This window comes from Serratia sp. CY74737 (assembly GCF_052166775.1).
Classification (GTDB): domain Bacteria; phylum Pseudomonadota; class Gammaproteobacteria; order Enterobacterales; family Enterobacteriaceae; genus Serratia; species Serratia ureilytica.
The window spans coordinates 271,008-292,116 of the sequence record NZ_JBJNOF010000001.1 but is presented as its reverse complement, the minus strand read 5'-3'; the positions used below and the strand labels follow the sequence as shown (position 1 = coordinate 292,116).

The following is a 21,109-nucleotide window of genomic DNA, read 5'->3' as shown; positions in this document are numbered from 1 at the left end:
AGGGCGGATTGTAACAAATACCCGCCGGTGAACTAGCAACATTGCACCGATATAAGATAGCTTCATAATTCAGAGGCAATTATTAGCTGCGGCCCTTATAGCCTTACTTACTCTCATTAATGTGAGCGCGCGCAGGTTTTTATGCTTTTTCCGGCCTGCGCGGCAGCAGAGGGCTTGACGTGCCGCCGGTTACAGCACGCAATAGCTGAGAAAACGTTGCAACGCGTTGGAGACGTGCTTTTGCCGATGGCGGATCAGGTACAGGGTGCGGCGCAGCGGCGGCAACGGCACCGGCAGTTCCACCAGCGCGCCGCTGGCCAGCTGTTCCGCCACCACCCGCCGCGACAGGCAGCTGATGCCGATGCCGTGCCGCACCGCATGCTTGATCGCCTCCGAGTTGCCCAGCTCCATCACCAGCTGGAAGTGCGGCAGATGCGCCAACAGCAGATGGTCCAACACCTCACGGGTGCCGGAACCGCGCTCGCGCAAGATCCACGGCGCATTGGCCAGCGCCTCCAGCGTCGGCGGTTGACGGGTCAGCGGGTTATCCGGCGCGGCGAACACCACCAGCTCGTCCTCCAGCCACGGCTGCGTCACCAGCTCCGGCATATGGCAAGGCCCTTCGATCAGCCCCAGATCGACGCGAAAATCCGCCACCGCCACGATCACGTCCTGGCTGTTGCCGACGTTCAGCTCCAGCGGCGTGGCGGGAAAATCCCGGCGGTAGCGGGCGATCATCTCCGGCAGCATGTAGTTGCCGATGGTGCTGCTGGCGGCGATGCGCAACGCCCCGCCGTCATGGCGAAACAGCTGCTCTATCTCCCCCGCCTGTTCCAACAGCGCCAGCGCCTTGGGATACAGCAACCGGCCGTGCTCGTTAATCACCAGCCGTTTGCCGACGCGATCGAACAGCTGCACGCCCAGCTGCCCCTCCAGATCCGCCAGCGCCGCGCTGACCGCCGACTGCGACAGCGCCAGCACCACAGAGGCCTGCGTGGTCGAACCGCTTTTCAGCACTTCGGTAAAGACTTCCAGTTGACGCAACGTGATATGCATAGCTGTCCCGGTATTGAAAGAAGGTTCTGCCAGAGAACCCCCACATGGTGTTGTGGGCAGCCCGGCCGGGCTACCCTGTTTGCGGCCAGATCGGCGCGCTATTTGCCCAACGCGACCAGCTGCGCCGCCGCGGCCAGCACCGGCTCTCGCGGCGTGCCGGTTTCGTCCCGCAGTATCAATTGCAGCATCGCTGCGAGATGGTCGCGGTCGATCGCCTTGTTTTCTTCAATCAACCGCCGCACCGCGCGGCCCACTTCCTGATCTACCTGCTCTCTGCGTTGATCGTCGGTATCCATCGCCTGCTCCTGTTAGTTGGAAAATTGACGGCGGCTCGCCGCTCCTCCACACCCTAGCCGCAATGCGGCGTTATGCCAATGGCTGACCCCATACCACTTATTCAGATAGGTTATAAATATATAATCAATTTCTCTTTTATTCAGCCCAAACGTACTCTTGACCGCAAGAAACAGACTGAAGGACTGACTTTATATGGCGACTGATACCACTCACACTTACCCCGAGCGACGCTTCCCGCTGTTCGGCCTGCCGCGGCTGGTGCCGGGGCTGGCGCTGACCGGCGCGCTCACCGCGCTGGCCGTCTGGGCCGGCGACATTCCCTGGGTGGCGGAGCTGGGGCTGGGGGCGCTGACGCTGGCGATCCTGCTCGGCATTCTGGTGGGCAACACGCTGTACCCCCGCTGGCAAACCGTTTGTCACAGCGGCGTACAGCTGGCCAAACAGCGCCTGCTGCGTCTGGGCATTATCCTTTACGGCTTCCGGCTGACCTTTCAGCAGATCGCCGACGTGGGCGCCAGCGGCATAATCATCGATGCGCTGACCCTGATCACCACTTTCCTGCTGGCCTGCTGGCTCGGCAAGAAAGTGTTCGGCATCGACAGCCAAACCGCGATACTGATTGGCGCCGGCAGCAGCATTTGCGGCGCGGCGGCGGTGATGGCCACCGAGCCGGTGCTGAAGGCCGACTCCAGCAAAGTGGCGGTGGCGGTTTCGACCGTGGTGGTGTTCGGCACCCTGGCGATCTTCGCCTATCCGTGGCTGTATCAGTTGAATGAACACTTCCAGTGGCTGCCGTTCAGCCAGGAAACCTTCGGCATCTACGCCGGCTCCACCATCCACGAAGTGGCTCAGGTGGTCGCCGCCGGGCACGCCATCGGGCCGGACGCCGAAAATGCGGCGGTGATCGCCAAGATGATCCGCGTGATGATGCTGGCGCCGTTCCTGCTGCTGCTGTCGGGCTACATCAGCCGAGGCAGCGCAGGCAAGGCGGAAAAATCCGCCATCACCATTCCGTGGTTCGCCGTGCTGTTTATCGCCGTCGCCGGGCTGAACTCCTTCAACCTGCTGCCGGCCACGCTGGTGCGGCACCTGATCACCGCCGACACCTGGATGCTGGCGATGGCGATGGCGGCGCTGGGGCTGACTACCCACATCAGCGCCGTGCGCCAGGCCGGGATGAAACCGATTCTGCTGGCAACGCTGCTGTTCGTCTGGCTGCTGGTCGGCGGCGGCGCGATAAACCAACTGGTGCAACACCTGCTGTAATCTCCCTCGGCGGCCCGCTTCGGCGGGCTGCCGCTTTTCTCCATTCAATCCGCCCGCCATCAATGCCATAATGTCACCGATAACACAGGAGAATGAAGATGAAGTTTGTCGGTGCACATGTCAGCGCGTCAGGCGGCGTGGATCAGGCGGTTATCCGCGCGCACGAATTGGAGGCGACCGCGTTCGCCCTGTTCACCAAAAATCAGCGTCAATGGAAGGCCGCCCCGCTGGCCGCCGACGTGATCGATAAGTTCAAGAGCGCCTGCGCCCAGTACGGTTACGGGCCGGGGCAAATCCTGCCGCACGACAGCTACCTGATCAATCTGGGGCACCCGGTAGCCGACGCGTTGGAAAAATCGCGCGAGGCGTTTATCGACGAGCTGCAGCGCTGCGAACAGCTGGGGCTGACGCTGCTGAACTTCCACCCCGGCAGCCACCTGCTGCAAATCGATGAAGACAAGTGCCTGGCGCGCATCGCCGAATCGATCAACATCGCGCTGGATAAAACCGCCGGCGTGACGGCCGTGATCGAGAACACCGCCGGCCAGGGCAGCAACCTGGGCTTCAAATTCGAGCACCTGGCGGCGATCATCGACGGCGTCGAAGACAAAAGCCGCGTCGGCGTTTGCATCGACACCTGCCACGCCTTCGCCGCCGGGTACGATCTGCGCACCGAAGAAGAATGCGAGCGCACCTTCAAGCAGTTGGGCGACATCGTCGGTTTCAACTACCTGCGCGGCATGCACCTGAACGACGCCAAGAGCGAGTTCAACAGCCGCGTCGACCGCCATCACAGCCTGGGGGAAGGCAACATCGGCAAAACGGTGTTCAGCTACATCATGCGCGATCCGCGTTTCGACAACATCCCGCTGATTCTGGAAACGGTAAATCCGGATATCTGGGCCGAAGAGATCGCCTGGCTGAAGGCGCAGCAGTAACCCTCCCCTGGCCGCTCGCTTAAGCGCGAGCGGTTTCCCCCACCGCGTGCTCCGCCGCCAGCATGGCGCCGAACTGACGCAGCGTTTCTTCATCCAGGCCCGCAGCCCTGAACACCGCGGTGGTAAAACTGACCGGCGCCGATCCCGGTGACGTAATGACGCGGTCATCCACAACGGCGACGGCGCTCGCAACGTAATGGCGCTGCCCGCTGTAGCCCGCAACGTTGCGCGTCAAGAACTCGGCATCGTTGGAGGTATGCGCCCTGCTGTTCAACAGGCCGGCCCGCGCCAACGCCAACGTCCCGCCGCAAATACCCGCCAGGGTCGCGCCGCGTTGACGCTGCTCATTGAGCAACGCGCGGATATCCGGCGCCCGTTCGGTTTCCCACAGGGTGCCGCCGACCACCACCAGCACCTCGGGGCGCCAGTCCGCCAATTCAGCCACGCCGTGAGCAACGTCCACCGTCAACCCGCCCTGTGAGCGAAGCCTTCCGGCCTGCGGCGCAAAAAACGCCACATCCAGCCCATAAAACGGGCCGCCAACGCCGGCAATCAGCGCGTATTCCCAATCGGCGAAACCGGATGTCAGTACGATCGCCACTTTTTTAGCCACTGATGAATCTCCTTGAGTCATTCCTTGTTCGCAGGAACAAAGTCGCGCTATCAGCTTAGAAAGCCTTGTGGTTTCTGACCAGGGGTAAATCGTGAACTGCCTAAGACACAAATAAAAACGCGCAGCTCTTGGGCTGCGCGTTTTGCGGTATCGGCGAGGCTTACGCCGCGGCGGCGACCGGCGTTTCAGCACGTTTCAGCAGGGCATAAGCCACCCCGGCCAACAGCGTGCCGGCGGCGATCGCCACCAGGTACAGCAACACCGGCGAAATCGCGCCCGGGATCAGCAGCACGAACAAGCCGCCGTGCGGCGCCATCAGCTTGGCGCCGAAGGCCATCGACAGCGCGCCGGTCAGCGCCCCGCCGGCGATACAGCACGGCAACACGCGCATCGGATCGCGGGCGGCGAACGGAATCGCCCCTTCGGTGATGAAGCACAGCCCCAGCACCAACGCCGCCTTGCCGCCTTCCTGTTCGGATTTCGGGAACTTGCGGCGCGCCAGCAGCGTCGCCAGGCCCATCGCCAGCGGTGGCACCATGCCCGCCGCCATGATGGCCGCCATCGGCGCATACACCGAGGAGCTGAGCAGCGCCACGCCGAACGCGTAGGCCGCTTTGTTCACCGGGCCACCCATGTCGGTGCACATCATGCCGCCCAGGATCGCCCCCAGCAGCACGGCGTTGGCGGTGCCCAGAGACTGCAGCCAATGGGTCAGGCCTTCCATGATTTTCGCCACCGGCGTGCCAACCACGTAAATCATGATGAGGCCGGTGATCAAGCTGGCCACCAGCGGAATGATCAAGATGGGCTTCAGCGCTTCCATACTTTGCGGCAGGCGCAGCTTGCTGCTGATCGCCCTGGCGACATAACCCGCCAGGAAACCGGCGATGATGCCGCCAAGGAACCCGGCGCCGGTGCTCACCGCCAGCATGCCGCCGATCAGGCCCGGCGTCAGGCCCGGACGATCCGCGATGGAGAAGGCGATGAAACCGGCCAACACCGGCACCATCAGCGCGAAGGCGGAGCCGCCGCCGATCTGCATCAGCGCCGCCGCCAGGGTGCCCTTGACCTCAAAGGCCTTGATGCCGAACACGAACGACAGCGCGATGCACAAACCGCCCGCCACCACCATCGGCAGCATGTAGGACACGCCGGTCAGCAGGTGACGATACGGGCCGCTGCCCTCTTTCTTCTTCGCCGTCGGCGCCGCGCCGCTACCGCTACGCTGCTGCGGCTGGAACACTTCGGCTTCGGCCAGCGCCTTGTCCAGTTCCTGCGCGGTTTTCTTCAGCGCCAGACCGGTGGAAGTACGATACATCGGCTTACCGGCAAACTTGTCCAGATCCACTTCGATGTCCGCCGCGACGATCACCAGATCCGCCGCCGCCACTTCTTCCGGGGTGATGGCGTTGCCGGCGCCGACGGAGCCGCGCGTTTCCACCTTCACCCACCAGCCGCGTTTCTTGGCTTCACTTTCAATGGCTTCGGCCGCCATAAAGGTGTGTGCCACGCCGGTTGGGCAAGCGGTGATCGCCACGATGCGTTTTTGTCCATCGGCTTTCACCGCAGCCGCCTGCGGCGCCTGATAAGTTTCAGCTTCGGCCTGGGCGCGCGCCAGAAACGCGTCCGGTTCACGCACCGCCTGTTCTACCTCGCCCACATAGATCAATTTGCCGTTCAGCGCGGCGTCAGCAGGAGCAGCCTGCCCCGCCACCGCCACCAGTTCGGCGTCCTGCAGCGACTCGACCAGCGTCAGGCCGGCTTTGGCCGCGGCGGCCTCCAGCATGCGTTTCGCCAGGTGGCCACGGGCCTGTCCCTGCGAACTGTCTACCATCAGCAGCGTTTTCATTCTGCCTCCTGCTATTGATTGAAAGGTTTCAGATCGACGCGCGCCATCATCGCGGCCAACTGGGGACGATCGGTCACGCCGACGTTGCTCTGGCTGACCGCCAGCGCCGCTACCGCCGTGGCCAGACGCAGGGTGTGTTCGCTGGATTCGCGCATCAGCAGGCCATAAATCAGGCCGCCGACCATCGAATCGCCGGCGCCCACGGTGCTGACCACCTCACAGGACGGCGGTTTGGCGATCCAGGCGCCGGATGCGTTAACCCACAGCGCGCCTTCCGCGCCGAGGGAGATGACCACGTGGGCGATGCCCTGTTCGCGCAGCGCATGCGCGGCCTCGACCACGTCTGCCAGCGTCGGCAGCGGGCGCCCGGCCCAGATTTCCAGCTCGCGGCGGTTCGGTTTGACCAGCCACGGCGAGGCCTTCAGCCCGGCGACCAGCGCTTCGCGGCTGCTGTCGAAAATGATGCACGGACACTTGGCGCGCAGTTGGGTCATCCAGTCGGTAAACGCGTCGGGATCGACGCCGGCCGGCAGGCTGCCGCTCACCGCCACCATGTCAAACTGGCCCAGCCAGCTCAGCGAGTCGCTGACGAAGCGATCCCAGTCCTGCGGCGTCACTTCGAAGCCGGAGAAGTTGAAATCGGTCACTTCGCCGTCTTTTTCCGTCAGCTTGACGTTGATGCGGGTGCGCCCCGGCACCACCTGAAAGCGGTTGGCGATCCCCAGATCGCTGAACAGCAGCTGGAAACCGTCCTGATTATCTTTGCCCAGGAAGCCGCCGACGGTGACGTCGATGCCTAAATCTTTCAACACCTTGGCGACGTTGATGCCCTTACCGGCGGCGTGCAGGCCGGCGGTTTTTACCCGGTTGACTTCCCCGCGTTCAATCTGCGGGCAGAAACCCACCAGATCGTACGCCGGGTTCAGGGTGATTGTTGCTACTCTTCTGCTCATGCTGCGCCCTCGCCCAGTCCTTCATTAATCGCTTCGCCGATCGCCTTCAGCGCGGCTTCAGCATCTTCTCCATTGGCGGTAAAGCGCAGGTGATGCCCTTTCTTCACGCCCAACGCCACCACCTTCATCAGGCTGCGCCCGTTGGCCGGCTTGCCGCTGCCGTCCAGGTTGGTGACGGTGATGTCACTGTTGAAACTTTTGATCACGTTGACCAGCGCCGTGCCCGGCCGCGCGTGCAGACCGTGCTCGTTGCGGATCACGAATTCGGCGCTCAGCACGCTGCTCTCCTCAGCCACTTCGCTGGTCAGCAGCGCCAGCACGCCGGCGGCATCCGCCTTCAGCAAGCGTTCAGCTTTGTTGGCCAGCAGCAGATCGCTGAGGTAGTTGAGCACCGCCAGCGGCTGCGCGTCGGCGACCGACACCGTCAGCAGCAGCGCCACCGGCTCGCCGTCTTCCACAAAAGCCTGCGCCGGGCGGCTGACGGTGGCCGCGCTGGCCAGGTTGCCTTCAACGCTGTCGCTGAGCCAAATGCCCTGCCCCAGATTCAGCGGCTTGCGGGTAATGGCATCGCTGACGAACTGCGCATTGACCGCCCCGATTTTTTGCAGACGGCCGGCGTTCAGCGCCTGCAGCGTCATCAGGCTGTCGGCGGCGACGTCGAGCGCAATCAGCGAAACGTCGAACTGGAATTCGGCGCTCTGCCGTTCGCCCATCAACAGGCTGCGTAGCTCTTCCGCGGAGGTGGTTTTCGCCAGCCGCTCCGTCACGCTGTCATCGCTCAGCACGTGGGTGAGCTGACGCAGCAGCGCCAAATGCTCGTCGGAACGGGCGGCGATGCCGATCGCCACATAGGCGGTCTGGCCTTCCCCCCACGCGATGCCCTGCGGGAACTGGAACACCTGCACGCCGGTTTTCAACACCAGATCGCGGGTATCGGTGGTGCCGTGCGGAATGGCGATGCCGTTGCCCAGGTAGGTGGACGTCTGCAGTTCGCGCTGCAGCATGCCGTCCACATAACCGGCGCTGACGCAGCCGGCTTCGGTCAGCGCGGCGGCCACCTGACGGATGGCCTCCTGCTTATCGGCGGCAGCGGCGCCCAGATGAATGTCTTGCGGTGACAACTGGAACATGATTCTCCTCTCCTGCTGAATTGAATCGTTTCAGCTTCATTGAGAAAAAGGAGCGTTACCCGCTGCCCACAAGCGGTCGGATAACGCTGAAACGTTTCAAGGAGTGTGTAAGCAGCGCAAGATGAAAGCAAGCTTTCTCCCTTTCGCCATTGCAGATTTTTGAGCTTACGCACACTTTCATCGGCGCATTGGTCAGCGCCGGGGCAAAATGACATACTGTGCTGAAACTTTGCTGACGGAGAAAAGCATGAATGTAGTGACGGGCGTCGGGGTGATCATCGTGAACCCGCAAGGCGAAATTTTGCTGGGCAAACGCTGCGGCTCCCACGCGCCCTTTTGGTCGATCCCCGGCGGGCATCTGGATGCCGGTGAAACCTTCGAGCAGTGCGCCCAGCGCGAAATTGCCGAAGAAACCGGGTTGATCATCGATCCGCCGCGCTTCGTTGGCGTCAGCAACAATCTGCAAACCTGGCGCGCCGAAGGCAAACACACGGTGTCCATCTGTCTGCAGGTGGCGCATCCCGGCGGCGAAGCCGAGCTGAAAGAACCCGAAAAATGCGCCGAATGGCGCTGGTGCGCGCCAGACTCTCTGCCGGAACCCCATTTCGAAGCCAGCCGCACGGCGATCCGCCTGTGGCTGAGCGGCCAAACCTACTTGCCAACGGCCTGAGCCCTTCGCGAGCGCGCGGCGTTCGCGTTGCCTGCCTCACAGCTCATCGTTATATAAAATAGAATATAGCGCTATTTTTTGCGATATACGCCATTTTTTTGACTACGGATAACCCCATGGGGTTAACCCTCTTCTATCATTACCCCTGCAATCGACGTGGCATTCTGACCTCCGGTCGGCGGCCTTTTGGCAAGATTTTATTTTAAATTCATAATTATAAGCGGGTTTACCATGAGCAAAAAACTGACTGGCTTTGAAAAAAAGCACCGGTGGGGATGGCTATGGCTTTTGCTGCTGGGGATTATCCTCGGCGCGGCGCTGTTGGCCGGGACCGCCACCGTATTCCATAAAACCAGCGATACCGCCTTCTGCGTTTCCTGCCACACCATGCAACAACCGCTGGCCGAATATCAGGGCAGCGTCCACTTCCAAAACACCAAGGGTATCCGCGCCGAGTGCGCCGACTGCCACGTGCCGCACCAGCCGATCGATTACCTGTGGACCAAGATCCGCGCGGTAAAAGACATCTACGGCGAGATGGTCGGCACCATCGATACGCCGGAAAAATATGAAGCGCACAAGCTGGCGATGGCGCAGTCGGTCTGGAAGACGCTGAAAGAGAACGACTCGGCCACCTGCCGCTCCTGCCACAGCTACGACGCCATGGACATCACCGCCCAGCGTCCCGAAGCGCGCCTGCAGCACCCGGTGGCGATCAAACAGGGCGAAACCTGCATCGACTGCCATAAAGGCGTGGCCCACATCCTGCCGGACATGAGCGGCGAAACCCAGGCCGGCGCCGCCGAGCTGGCCAAGGCCGCGGCGCTGACCGCACCGGGCGCCACCACCCTCTACACCATCGCCACCGAACCGTTCTTCCTCAGCGCAGACGACAGCCATAATGCCGGCAACCTGATGCCGTCCACCGAAGTGCAGGTGGTGAAACAGGATGGCGACAAGGTGCTGGCCACCGTGAGCGGCTGGCAGCAAGACGGGGTCAGCGAAGTGTTCTACGCCGCGCAGGGCAAACGCATCCTCAGCGTGCTGCTGGGTGAAGACGCGCGCAAACAGCTGAAGACCGCGTCCACCCAGACCGATGCGGAAACCGGCCTGGTCTGGCATCAGGTCTCTCTGCAGGTGTGGCTGCCGCGCAAGCAGCTGATCGACGATCAGCAAAAAATCTGGCGCTACGCCGCGGACATGATGTCGGCCAACTGCACCGGCTGCCACGGGCTGACCGCGCTCGATCGCTTCAACGCCAACCAATGGATCGGCGTCATCAAAGGCATGGCGCCGCGTACCTCGCTGACGCAGGAACAGCTGCGCGTGCTGACACAATACGTACAAAAACACGCCAGCGACATGCCACCTGCCGCACCGGCCAAGCTTTAAGGGAGAAGCGCAATGAGCAACCAAAAACCGTTAACCATGAGCCGCCGCCGCTTCCTGACCGGCGCCGCCGCGCTGACCGCCGCCCCGCTGCTGGCGGGATTATGGCCCAAAGCGGCGCTGGCGCAGGCCATCAGCGAAGCGCTGCCGCAGTTCATCGTCTTGCGTCAGGCGCAGAAAGGCATTCTGACCGGCGCCCACTGGGGCGCGTTTGAAGCCATCGTGCAGGACGGCAAGATGGTCGGCGTGCAGCCGGTGCAGGACGATCCGTATCCCAATGAGCTGATCACCATGGCGCCTTATCAGGTGCACGCCGAGAACCGCATCAAATACCCGATGGTGCGCAAAAGCTGGCTGGAAGGCGGCCCCGGCAGCCGCACCGAGCTGCGCGGCCGCGACGAGTGGGTGCGCGTCAGCTGGGACAAAGCAACCGAGCTGGTGTGCAATGAGATCACCCGCCTGCAAAAAGATCACGGCCCGCAGTCGATCTACGCCGGTTCCTACGGCTGGAAAAGCGTCGGCATGCTGCACAACAGCCGCACGCTGCTGCAGCGCCTGATGAACCTGACCGGCGGCTTCCTCGGCTACGCCGGCGACTACTCCACCGGCGCGGCGCAGGTGATCATGTCGCACGTGGTCGGCTCGATGGAGGTCTACGAACAGCAGACCGCCTGGCCGAACGTGATCGAGAACAGCGAGCTGGTGATCCTGTGGGGCTGCAACCCGATGGTCACGCTGAAAAACAGCTGGAACGTGCCGGATCACGTCGGCCAGACCGGCTTCGAGGCGCTGAAGAAAAAAGGCACCCGGGTGATCAGCATCGATCCGGTACACAACGACAGCGCCAAGTTCGTCAATGCGCAGTGGATCGCCCCGCGCCCATACACCGACGGCGCCATGCTGATCGGCATCGCCCATACGCTGCTGACCGAGAAGCTGCATAACCCGGACTTCCTGAAAACCTATACCGTCGGCTTCGACAAGTTCCAGGCCTACCTGCTGGGCGAGAGCGACGGCGTGGCGAAAACCGCCGAATGGGCGGCCGACATCAGCGGCGTCGATGCCGACACGCTGCGCGCGCTGGCGCGCGAGATGGCGAAGCACCGCACCATGATCATGGGCGGCTGGGGCATTCAGCGCCAGCATCACGGCGAACAGCAGCACTGGCTGCTGGTGACGGTGGCGGCGATGCTCGGCCAGATCGGCCTGCCGGGCGGCGGCTTCGGCTTCAGCTACCACTATTCGTCCGGCGGCAGCCCGACCGCCAAGGGCGGCATCATCGCCGGCATCTCCGCCGGCAACGCGCCGAAGAACTCGCCGGCGCCGATCCCGGTAGCGCGCATCGCCGAATGCCTGAGCAATCCGGGAAAAACCATCGACTTCAACGGCGCCAAGGTCACCTACCCCGAGGTGAAAATGGTGTATGTGGCAGGCGGCAACACCTTCCACCAGCATCAGGACACCAATAACCTGGTCAAAGCCTGGCAGCGGCCGGACACCATCGTGGTCAACGAGCCTTACTGGACCGCCACCGCCAAACATGCCGATATCGTCCTGCCGGCCACCACCAGCTACGAGCGCAACGATCTGGAAATGGGCGGCGACTATTCGCAGCTCTACGTGTTCCCGATGCATCAATGCGTGCCGCCGCAGCACGAGTCGCGCAGCGACTTCGACATCTTCTCGGCGATGGCGGCCAGGCTGGGCGTGCAGGAGGCCTTTACCGAGGGCAAGGATGAAACCCAGTGGCTGAAAGGCATGTACGACGACATGAAAAACCAGGCGCGCGCCGCGCGGGTGGCGCTGCCGCCGTTCGACATGTTCTGGCAATCCAATAACTACGTGCGTTTCCCGGTGCCGGAGGCCAATAAGCAGTGGGTGCGCTTCGCCGATTACCGCGACAACCCGCTGCTGAACCCGCTGGGCACGCCGTCGGGCAAGATCGAAATCTACTCCGACGCCATCGCCAAAATGCATTATGAGGATTGCCCGGGCATCCCGACCTGGATGCCGCCGCACGAGTGGTATCGCGGGCCGGAAGCGGCCAAGTATCCGCTGTCGCTCAATACCGCGCACCCGACCAACCGGCTGCACTCCCAGCTCGACAATACGCCGCTGCGCAAGAAATACGCGGTGGCGGATCGTGAAGCGATCCTGATCCACCCGCAGGACGCGCAGCCGCGCGGCATTACCGGCGGCGATCTGGTACGGGCGTTTAACGATCGCGGCCAGATCCTGGTAGGGGCGGTGGTCAGCGAAGACGTGCGGCCTGGCGTGGTGCGCATCAGCGAAGGCGCCTGGTTCGATCCGGCCGATCCGGCGCAGCCCGGCTCACTGTGCAAGAACGGCAACGTCAACTGCCTGACCTTCGACATCGGCTCCTCCAGCCTGGCGCAGGGCAACTGCGGGCAGATGGCGCAGCTGCAGATCGAGAAGTATCAGGGGCCGGCGCTGAAAAATACCGCGCACGCCGTGCCGCAAGGCGCCTGATCCCGCGATAAACAGAGGGCGCAACGCGCCCTCTGTTTTCCTCGTCGCCGCGCGACATAGCCGCTTACCCTGCGCCGAGGGATAGCGGTTTGCGTTTCTTTTCAACGGGCGTATGATGCGCGCGACCTCACTTTTTCGACGAATTCTCAACCACCATGCCGACTTCATCCGCAGTAACGCGACGCGCGCCCGATCTCACTTCGCTGGCCTTTTTGGCGGTGGCCTTCCTGACCGGCATCGCCGGCGCGTTGCAAACCCCGACGCTGAGCCTGTTTCTGGAAACCGAAGTCAAGGTGCGGCCGGCGCTGGTTGGCCTGTTCTTCACCGGCAGCGCGGTGATCGGCATTCTGGTCAGCCAGTTTCTCGCCGGCCGCTCGGATAAAAAAGGCGACCGCAAATCGCTGATCTTCCTCTGCTGTATGCTGGGTGCGCTGGGGTTCACGCTGTTCGCCTGGAGTCGCAATTACTCCCTGTTGCTGCTCGTCGGCGTACTGCTCACCAGCTTCGGTTCCACCGCTAACCCGCAAATGTTCGCCCTGGCGCGCGAACACGCCGATCGCACCGGGCGCGAGGCGATGATGTTCACCTCCATCATGCGCGCGCAGGTCTCGCTCGCCTGGGTGATAGGCCCGCCGATCGCCTTCGCGCTGGCGCTGGGTTTCGGCTTCAAAACCCTGTATCTGGCGGGCGCGGCGGCCTTTGTCCTGTGCGGCCTGCTGGTGTGGAAACGGCTGCCCTCCATGCCGAAAAGCGCCGTGGCGAGCGCGCCTCTGGCCGCACCGCGCCAGCATCGCCGCGACGCGCTGCTGCTGTTTGGCGCCAGCACCCTGATGTGGACCGCCAACAGCATGTACCTGATCAACATGCCGCTGTATATGGTGCACGAACTGCGGTTGCCGGAGCGGCTGGTCGGCGTGCTGATGGGCACCGCCGCCGGGCTGGAGATCCCGATCATGCTGATCGCCGGCATGGTGGCGAAACGCTGCGGCAAACGGTGTTTGATGCTCGGCGCCGCCGTCGCCGGCGTACTGTTCTACTGCGGCCTGCTGTTTATCACCGGCAGTGGGCAACTCATCGCTCTGCAGCTGTTGAATGCGGCGTTTATCGGCGTACTGGCGGGGATCGGCATGCTCTACTTCCAGGATTTGATGCCCGGTCAGCCCGGCACGGCCACCACGCTGTTCACCAATACCATTCGGGTGGGTTGGATCATCGCCGGCGCCATCGCCGGCGCGGTGGCGGAAATCTGGAATTACCATGCGGTGTTTTACGCCGCGCTGGCGATGGCGGCAGGCGCGACGCTGTGTCTGTGGCGATTGAAAGACGCTTAAGGCGCGGTGTCCGCTTCCAGCCTGGCGAGATAAATCAGCGCCTGATCGCGGTGATCGTGGCACATGTCGCGGCTCGGCTGCAGGCTGCCGCACACCTTCGGCCGCAGCGGCGAATGAAACAGGCCGCAGCGCAGCTGTTCATCCAAATGAATGCAGCGGGTATTGGCGGGCTTGCCGTTCGGCATGCCGGGGATCGGGCTGGATATTGACGGCGCGATACAGCAGGCGCCGCAGTCGCTGCGACAGTCCATCAGCGCTACTCCTGGTGGGCTGGGGAAAAGAAGCGCGACAATAGCAGCCGCATGCGGCGGCCGCCAGCAGAATCCCTGCGCCTTGGCGATCTTTACACTCCTCTCGCAACCGTCTTGCCCCGCCGGATTCGCCGCCTGGCGAATAAACGCCCAAAAAGCCGCAATTTAAAGACAAAAACGCGTGAAGCATGCAATTCCCACGCTTTACATGCGCCATGCGCCCATGTACCATTGAGCTAGTACAAAAGAACCTCTTCCATCAGGAGCACACATGTCTACGGACACCATCCAGAAGCTGGCCCGCCCTTCCGTTCTCGGCGGCGCGATGATCATTGCCGGTACCGCCGTAGGCGCCGGCATGTTTTCCATTCCGATCGTCACTTCCGGTGTCTGGTTCAGCGGCTCCGTCGCGCTGCTGGTGTATACCTGGGCCTGCATGTTGCTTTCCGGCCTGATGATCCTTGAAGCCACGCTGCACTACCCGAGCGGCGCCAGCTTCAACACCATGGTCAAGGATCTACTGGGCAAAGGCTGGAACGCCGTGAACGGCCTGTCGGTGGCGTTCGTGCTGTATATCCTGACCTACGCCTATATCTCCGCGGGCGGTTCGATCATCGCGCACACGCTGGAGGGGATCGTCGGCGTCGGCCAGACCACCGCCGGCCTGGTGTTCGCGCTGGTCGTGGCGTTTATCGTCTGGCTCTCCACCCGCGCGGTCGACCGCCTGAGCACCATTCTGATCGGCGGCATGGTGATCACCTTCGTGATGTCGGTGGGCGACATGTTCACCCACGTGCAGCCTGCGGTGCTGTTCAATACCGGCGATGACCAGGCCAGCTATCTGCCTTATGCCCTGGCGGCGTTGCCTTACCTGCTGACCTCGTTCGGCTACCACGGCAACATTCCCGGGCTGGTGAAGTACTACCACAAGGACAGCGGCTCCGTGGTGCGCAGCCTGGTGTACGGCACCCTGTTGGCATTGGCTATCTACATCCTGTGGCAGTATGTGATTCAGGGCAATATCGCGCGCGACGCCTTTAAGCAGGTGATCGCCGAGGGCGGCAATATCGGCAGCCTGCTCAAGCAAATGGGCAACGTCTCCAGCAGCCAGACCGTCAGCCAACTGCTGAACGCCTTCTCCTATATGGCGCTGGCCAGCTCGTTCCTCGGCGTGTCGCTGGGCCTGTTCGACTACCTGGCGGACTTCTGCAAGTTCAAGGACGACGCCGTCGGGCGCAGCAAGACCGCGCTGGTAACCTTTGTACCGCCGACGCTGGCCGCGCTGCTGTTCCCGAACGGTTTCCTGTACGCCATCGGCTTCGCCGGGCTGGCGGCCACCATCTGGGCGGTGATCGTGCCGGCGCTGATGGCACGCGCCAGCCGCCGTCGCTATCCACAGGCCGGTTATCGCGCACCGGGCGGCAACGGCGTGATCCTGTTCGTCATCCTGTTTGGACTGATCAACGCCACCGCGCATATTCTGTCGCTGTTCGGCCTGCTGCCGGTCTTCCGGTAATCCCCGACGGGAGGGCTGCCGCCCTCCCTTTCCCGCACTGTTTTTGCGCCGGGCTATTGCCTGAAATCGGCGGCGCGAGTACCTTGTCGCAACTTCTCTAATACTCTTCATTGCGGATGAATTGAAATGGCAAGAGCTAACGAAATTAAACGCGGCATGGCGATCAGCTACAACGGCAAGCTGCTGCTGGTAAAAGATATCGACGTGCAGAGCCCGAGCGCCCGCGGCGCCAGCACCCTGTACAAAATGCGCTTCTCCGACGTGCGCACCGGCCTGAAAGTGGAAGAACGCTTCAAGGGCGACGATATCCTGGACACCATTTCCCTGTCGCGCCGCAAGGTGAACTTCTCCTATATCGACGGCGAAGAATACGTGTTTATGGATGACGAAGATTACACGCCGTACATCTTCAAGAAAGACCAGATCGAAGACGAGCTGCTGTTCATTCCGGAAGGCGGCCTGCCGGGCATGCAGGTGCTGACATTGGACGGCCAGGTGCTGGCGCTGGAGCTGCCGCAGACCGTGGATATGGAAATCGTCGAGACCGCGCCGGGCATCAAAGGCGCTTCCGCCAGCGCCCGCAACAAGCCGGCCACCATGGCGACCGGTCTGGTGATCCATGTGCCGGAATACCTCAGCGCCGGCGACAAGATCCGCATTCATATCGCCGAACGCCGCTACATGAGCCGCGCCGACTAGTCGCGCCAGCGGGGCCGATATTCGGCCCCGTTTCATTTTCCGCTACGGCAATTCCGGGAAAAAGCGCCGCTTGAGCGCCAGCTCGACGCCGCGCAGCTCCGCCAGCCCTTTCAACCGCCCGATGGCCGAATAGCCCGGATTGGTTTTCTTTTTCAAATCGTCCAGCATCTGATGCCCATGATCGGGGCGCATCGGGATCGGCCGCCGATCGCCCGCCCGCTGCCGACGCAGTTCTTCGGTCAGGATCGCTTCGATCACCGCCACCATGTCCACATCGCCCTGCAGATGCGCCCCCTCGTGGAAGCTTTTCGGGTTTTCCTCGCGGCAGGTGGCGCGTAAGTGGGTAAAGTGAATGCGATCGCCGAAGGTTTCAATCATCCGCACCAGATCGTTGTCGGCGCGCACGCCGTAGGAACCGGTGCATAGGGTGAAGCCGTTATGAATGCTGTCGACGGTCTGCTTCAGCCACTGCATGTCTTCGATCGTGGAGACGATGCGCGGCAGGCCGAGGATCGGCCGCGGCGGATCGTCGGGATGCACCGCCAGCCGGATGCCGGCCTCTTCCGCCACCGGCACGATGGCGCGCAGAAAGACCGCCATGTTTTCGCGCAGCTGCGCCTTGTCGATGCCGTCGTATTCCGTCAGGCGGCGGCGGAACTGCTCCAACGTATAGCCTTCTTCCGCCCCCGGCAGCCCGGCGATGATATTGCCCGTCAGCGTGGCTTTCTCCTCCTCGCTCATGGCGGCGAAATAGGCCGCCGCCTGACTGCGCTCTTGCGCCGTATAGTCCGCCTCGGCGCCGGCGCGTTGTAGGATATGCAGCTCGAACGCGGCGAAGGCGATTTGATCGAAACGCAGCGCTTTGGCACCGTCCGGCAGCGAATAGGCCAGATCGGTGCGCGTCCAGTCGAGGATCGGCATGAAGTTGTAGCAGACGGTGTCGATGCCGCAGGCCGCGAGGTTGCGCAGCGTCTGTTGATAGTTGGCGATATGCCGCCGCCAATCGCCGCTGTGGGTTTTGATCTCTTCATGTACCGGCACGCTCTCCACCACCGACCACACCAGCCCTTTTTCCGCCAGCAGCGCCTGCCGCGCGCGGATCTCGTCGATCGGCCAGACTTCGCCGTTCGCAATATGGTGCAGCGCCGTGACCACCCCGGTCGCCCCAGCCTGACGCACGTCATCCAAAGAGACCGGATCGTTCGGGCCATACCAACGCCATGTTTGTTCCATGTTGTGTCCTTATGCCTGTCTCGCATCGCGATGTTGTTATACCAGTTTAATTTAGATGTCAGCTAGCTTTAACTTACTCTTTCACCGCGCGCTGTCAAAATTGAACCGTTCATTGGTTGATCCGCTTCACGATTCTGGCTTATTTTGGCCTGACCAATTCCCTTAACCTGCCGACAACTTTAGACTGGTGGCAGTTTTTTATCGCCGGGCCCCGCTGCCCATGCGTCGGCAAACTGGTCCGCTAACTTGACGCAAGTGGCCCGCCAGCTGTCTACTCGCTTTGGAGATGAGATGAATACGATCGCCAACACCCCGCTGCCGGGCGCCGTCCGGCAACCGAATTATGATCGCCGGGCCCTGCGCAGCCGCATCGTGCACCTGGGTTTCGGCGCGTTCCACCGTGCGCATCAGGCGCTGCTGACCGATCGGGTGTTGAACGCCCAGGGCGGCGACTGGGGCATTTGCGAGATCAGCCTGTCCGGCGGCGTGCCGCTGTTTCAGGCGCTGCGGCAACAGGATCATTTATACAGCGTGCTGGAGAAAGGCGCGGACGGCCATCAGGCCCTGGTGATCGGCGCAGTGCATGAGAGCGTGCACCGCAAGCTGGAGGGCATCGCCGCAGTGTTGGAGAAGCTGGCCGAACCGCAGGTGGCGATCGTCTCGATGACCATTACCGAAAAGGGCTACTGCATCGAACCCGGCAGCGGGCGGCTGGATCGGCGGCATCCGGGGATCGTCGCCGATCTGGCGGCGCCGCATCAGCCGCAGACCGCGCCCGGCATTTTGGTGGAAGCGCTGAGGCTGCGGCGTGAACGCGAGCTGCCCGCCTTCACCCTGCTCTCCTGCGACAATATTCCGGAGAACGGCCACGTGCTGCGCCGGGCGGTGCTCGATTTGGCGCAGGCGCGGGATCCGTCGCTCGCCGACTGGATCGCCTCCGCCGCCACCTTCCCCTGCACCATGGTCGATCGCATCGTGCCGGCCGCCACGCCGGCCACGCTGGACGAGATCGCCGCCGCGCTGGGCGGCGTGCGTGACGAATGCGCCATCGCCTGCGAGCCCTTCATTCAATGGGTCGTGGAAGACAATTTCGCCGCCGGACGCCCGGCGTGGGAGCTGGCCGGCGCCCAGTTGGTCCGCGATGTGCTGCCGTTTGAGCATATGAAGCTGCGCATGCTGAACGGCAGCCACTCGTTCCTGGCATATCTCGGTTACCTGGGCGGCTACCGCTATATCAACGAGTGCATGGCGGACGAGCACTACCGCCGCGCCGCACAGCGGCTGATGCTGTGCGAGCAGGCCCCGACCCTGAACGTCACCGGCATCAGTCTGCCCGACTACGCCGCGCAGCTTATCGCGCGTTTCAGCAATCCGGCGCTGCAACACCTCACCTGGCAGATCGCCATGGACGGCACGCAAAAGCTGCCGCAGCGCCTGCTGGACGCCGTGCGCTGGCATCTGCGGCACGGCGGCGACTATGGCGGGCTGGCGCTGGGCGTGGCGGGCTGGATGCGGTACGTCGGCGGTGTCGATGACGCCGGCCAACCCATCGACATTCGCGATCCGCTGGCAGATGTCCTGCAACAGACGATCGCCGCCACTCCGGACGATCGGCGGCGCGTAACGGCGCTCCTGGCGCTGAAATCGGTGTTTGGCGAACAGCTGGCGACGCATGCCGCGTTTATCGAGGCGGTGACGCAAGCCTATTTGTCACTGCGCGATCGCGGTGCGCGTGAAACGGTGAAGGAGTGGGTGAAGCGGTGAAGTGCCTGCAGGCTGAGAATAACCATGCCGGCGTAACGTTACGCCGGCATGGCGGAACGACTTAACGATAAACGACCGTCATAACAGCAAGTTTCTTCTGTTGGTCTACCCACTTCATTTCGGTTGTGCCAAGATTCAGCGGAAGTTCTTTGCGTGTAGTATCAAAACCTGACAACGCTTGCTGGGCCTGATAATGCTGGCCGTTGCGGTAACATTGCGTATTCGCCTTAGAATCTGCAATCTTGACCGTGCAAGGACTTTCAACGATAGAGCCGACGAAGCGAATTACCCCGCCGGCCACTCCTGCCTGACTCACTGCCGTCCATGAAAACAACATTCCTACGATCAAAAATAACCGAAAGGTATTCATGGCAACCTCATTTTTAGTTAAGCCAATTTAACCATAGAGGATCTTGTTCGGAATAATCGCAAGGAAAGGGACGAGATTTGATCGTTAATCGCGTCATTAACAATGTAAAAACAAGCTACTAACAAAAGTTAACCGTATCTAATACAGGGTTTTATCTAAGAATTTTCTTGCCAAAAAAAGTGGATTTTGCCGGTTGAAAAGCGCAGGGTGGCGTGCAAAATTTGCGAGGTAGAGCACAAATTAAATCGCGCTCGCCGCCGCGACCGCGCAGAATCGCTCATTTATTAGGCAGGTTGATTTTTGCACCCAGGAATGATTAATGACTAAAACCAATCTGATTACCGGCTTCCTCGGCAGCGGTAAAACCACCGCCATCCGCCATTTGCTGGCCCATAAGCCCGAGCATGAACGCTGGGCGGTACTGGTCAACGAATTCGGCGAAATAGGCATCGACGGCGCGCTGCTGGCGGACAGCGGTGCGGTGCTCAAAGAGATCCCCGGCGGCTGCATGTGCTGCGTCAACGGCCTGCCGATGCAGGTGGGTCTGAATATGCTGTTGCAGCAGACCAAACCGGACCGTCTGCTGATCGAGCCGACCGGGCTCGGGCATCCGAAGCAAATCCTGTCGCTGCTGACCCAGGAGAGCTATGCCGGCTGGATCGATCTGCAGGCCACGCTGTGCCTGCTGGATGCCCGTCAACTCAGTCAGCCCCGCTACCGCGACAACGAAAACTTCCGCGATCAGCTGGCCGCGGCCGACGTTATCCTGGCCAGCAAAAGCGATACCTATCGGCCGGAAGACAGACGGGCGCTGGAAGCCTGGACGGCGCAAGATCCGCTGCAGCGGCCCTGCTACGCCATCGCGCAAGGCGAAGCGGATGTCGCGTTGTTGTCACTTCCTCGCACAAATCGTACAGAATTGCCGGACGCACGACATCATCATGGTCAGGCGAAAACACAGGGACTGGCGGCGTTGCGGCTGCCGGAGAACGCGCGTTGGCGGCGAGCGCTGAACGAAGGGCAAGGCTTCACCAGCTGCGGCTGGATTTTTGACGGCGACACCCGGTTCGACACCGTCGGCTTTATGGAATGGGTGCGGCTGGCGCCGGTCGAACGTGCCAAAGGCGTGGTGCGCATCCCCGAAGGCACGTTGCTGATCAATCGCCAGGGCCAGGATCTCAACATCGAAACCCGCCCGAACGCGCCGCTCGACAGCCGGGTTGAACTGATCCACAGCGAAAATGCCGACTGGAACGCCCTGCAATCCGCCTTGTTTAAGATTCGTTTAAGTTAA

The 21,109-nt window shown here is 62.2% G+C and carries 19 protein-coding genes; 10 read left to right on the top strand and 9 right to left on the bottom strand.

Going from position 1 to position 21,109, the window contains the following annotated elements; genetic code table 11:
- Positions 1-189 precede the first annotated feature (189 nt).
- Together yieE and ACJ8PE_RS01430 are read right to left on the bottom strand one after the other, a co-directional pair.
- Entirely contained in the window at positions 190-1,056 is an 867-nt protein-coding gene (yieE, locus tag ACJ8PE_RS01435; protein ID WP_021505917.1) for a DNA-binding transcriptional regulator YeiE, read from the bottom strand.
- A 98-nt stretch (positions 1,057-1,154) separates the two neighbouring features.
- Entirely contained in the window at positions 1,155-1,352 is a 198-nt protein-coding gene (locus tag ACJ8PE_RS01430; RefSeq protein WP_033643799.1) for a hypothetical protein, read from the bottom strand.
- Positions 1,353-1,545: 193 nt separating this feature from the next.
- Between ACJ8PE_RS01430 and ACJ8PE_RS01425 the strand changes: the two genes are divergently transcribed.
- Positions 1,546-2,619 carry a YeiH family putative sulfate export transporter gene (locus ACJ8PE_RS01425; protein ID WP_033652542.1) on the top strand — a complete coding sequence of 358 codons (1,074 nt, stop codon included), beginning with the start codon at positions 1,546-1,548 and terminating at the stop codon, positions 2,617-2,619.
- Between the two features lie 98 nt (positions 2,620-2,717).
- A complete protein-coding gene (nfo, locus tag ACJ8PE_RS01420; RefSeq protein ID WP_033643802.1) occupies positions 2,718-3,557 on the top strand; it encodes a deoxyribonuclease IV in 840 nt (279 codons plus the stop codon).
- Between the two features lie 19 nt (positions 3,558-3,576).
- Here the strand turns inward: nfo and ACJ8PE_RS01415 are convergent, their stop codons facing one another.
- The 4 genes from ACJ8PE_RS01415 to fruB all read right to left on the bottom strand — a co-directional run bounded on the left by ACJ8PE_RS01415 (position 3,577) and on the right by fruB (position 8,102).
- Complete coding sequence (locus ACJ8PE_RS01415) at positions 3,577-4,170, bottom strand: DJ-1/PfpI family protein (protein ID WP_197760882.1); 594 nt, start codon at positions 4,168-4,170, stop codon at positions 3,577-3,579.
- A 160-nt stretch (positions 4,171-4,330) separates the two neighbouring features.
- The gene (gene fruA, locus ACJ8PE_RS01410; RefSeq protein ID WP_197792622.1) at positions 4,331-6,019 is read right to left on the bottom strand and encodes a PTS fructose transporter subunit IIBC; all 1,689 of its coding nucleotides are present in this window, start codon (positions 6,017-6,019) and stop codon (positions 4,331-4,333) included.
- Positions 6,020-6,030: 11 nt separating this feature from the next.
- Positions 6,031-6,972 (bottom strand): 1-phosphofructokinase, encoded by a 942-nt coding sequence (gene fruK, locus ACJ8PE_RS01405; protein WP_015378523.1) that lies wholly within the window; start codon positions 6,970-6,972, stop codon positions 6,031-6,033.
- The gene (gene fruB, locus ACJ8PE_RS01400) at positions 6,969-8,102 is read right to left on the bottom strand and encodes a fused PTS fructose transporter subunit IIA/HPr protein (protein ID WP_197792621.1); all 1,134 of its coding nucleotides are present in this window, start codon (positions 8,100-8,102) and stop codon (positions 6,969-6,971) included. The genes fruK and fruB overlap by 4 nt, the downstream gene beginning before the upstream one ends.
- Before the next feature lie 247 nt (positions 8,103-8,349).
- Here fruB and ACJ8PE_RS01395 point away from each other — a divergent pair, with 247 nt between their 5' ends.
- The 4 genes from ACJ8PE_RS01395 to ACJ8PE_RS01380 all read left to right on the top strand — a co-directional run bounded on the left by ACJ8PE_RS01395 (position 8,350) and on the right by ACJ8PE_RS01380 (position 13,982).
- On the top strand, positions 8,350-8,772 hold the full coding sequence (locus tag ACJ8PE_RS01395; protein WP_033652539.1) for a nucleotide triphosphate diphosphatase NUDT15: 423 nt from the start codon (positions 8,350-8,352) through the stop codon (positions 8,770-8,772).
- 231 nt (positions 8,773-9,003) lie between these two features.
- Positions 9,004-10,164, top strand: a complete 1,161-nt coding sequence (locus ACJ8PE_RS01390; protein WP_442536698.1) for a NapC/NirT family cytochrome c — start codon at positions 9,004-9,006, stop codon at positions 10,162-10,164.
- Between the two features lie 12 nt (positions 10,165-10,176).
- The gene (gene torA, locus ACJ8PE_RS01385) at positions 10,177-12,651 is read left to right on the top strand and encodes a trimethylamine-N-oxide reductase TorA (RefSeq protein ID WP_101453943.1); all 2,475 of its coding nucleotides are present in this window, start codon (positions 10,177-10,179) and stop codon (positions 12,649-12,651) included.
- 155 nt (positions 12,652-12,806) lie between these two features.
- Positions 12,807-13,982, top strand: a complete 1,176-nt coding sequence (locus ACJ8PE_RS01380; protein WP_197792620.1) for a sugar efflux transporter — start codon at positions 12,807-12,809, stop codon at positions 13,980-13,982.
- Here ACJ8PE_RS01380 and ACJ8PE_RS01375 read toward each other — a convergent pair.
- Entirely contained in the window at positions 13,979-14,233 is a 255-nt protein-coding gene (locus ACJ8PE_RS01375; protein ID WP_019453627.1) for a YkgJ family cysteine cluster protein, read from the bottom strand. The two genes, ACJ8PE_RS01380 and ACJ8PE_RS01375, sit on opposite strands and share 4 nt — an antisense overlap.
- A 271-nt stretch (positions 14,234-14,504) precedes the next feature.
- Here ACJ8PE_RS01375 and mtr point away from each other — a divergent pair, with 271 nt between their 5' ends.
- Together mtr and yeiP are read left to right on the top strand one after the other, a co-directional pair.
- Entirely contained in the window at positions 14,505-15,749 is a 1,245-nt protein-coding gene (gene mtr / locus ACJ8PE_RS01370) for a tryptophan permease (RefSeq protein ID WP_442536697.1), read from the top strand.
- Positions 15,750-15,875: 126 nt separating this feature from the next.
- Entirely contained in the window at positions 15,876-16,448 is a 573-nt protein-coding gene (yeiP, locus tag ACJ8PE_RS01365) for an elongation factor P-like protein YeiP (protein ID WP_004935725.1), read from the top strand.
- Positions 16,449-16,490: 42 nt separating this feature from the next.
- Here the strand turns inward: yeiP and uxuA are convergent, their stop codons facing one another.
- Positions 16,491-17,681 carry a mannonate dehydratase gene (gene uxuA / locus ACJ8PE_RS01360; RefSeq protein ID WP_047025329.1) on the bottom strand — a complete coding sequence of 397 codons (1,191 nt, stop codon included), beginning with the start codon at positions 17,679-17,681 and terminating at the stop codon, positions 16,491-16,493.
- 291 nt (positions 17,682-17,972) lie between these two features.
- On the opposite strand from uxuA, the gene ACJ8PE_RS01355 reads away from it, so the two are divergent.
- Positions 17,973-19,445, top strand: coding sequence for a mannitol dehydrogenase family protein (locus tag ACJ8PE_RS01355; protein ID WP_197792617.1), 1,473 nt, complete (start codon positions 17,973-17,975; stop codon positions 19,443-19,445).
- Between the two features lie 61 nt (positions 19,446-19,506).
- On the opposite strand, the gene ACJ8PE_RS01350 is transcribed toward ACJ8PE_RS01355, so the two are convergent.
- Positions 19,507-19,815 carry a type 1 fimbrial protein gene (locus ACJ8PE_RS01350; protein WP_004935734.1) on the bottom strand — a complete coding sequence of 103 codons (309 nt, stop codon included), beginning with the start codon at positions 19,813-19,815 and terminating at the stop codon, positions 19,507-19,509.
- 319 nt (positions 19,816-20,134) lie between these two features.
- On the opposite strand from ACJ8PE_RS01350, the gene ACJ8PE_RS01345 reads away from it, so the two are divergent.
- Entirely contained in the window at positions 20,135-21,109 is a 975-nt protein-coding gene (locus ACJ8PE_RS01345; RefSeq protein ID WP_033652532.1) for a CobW family GTP-binding protein, read from the top strand.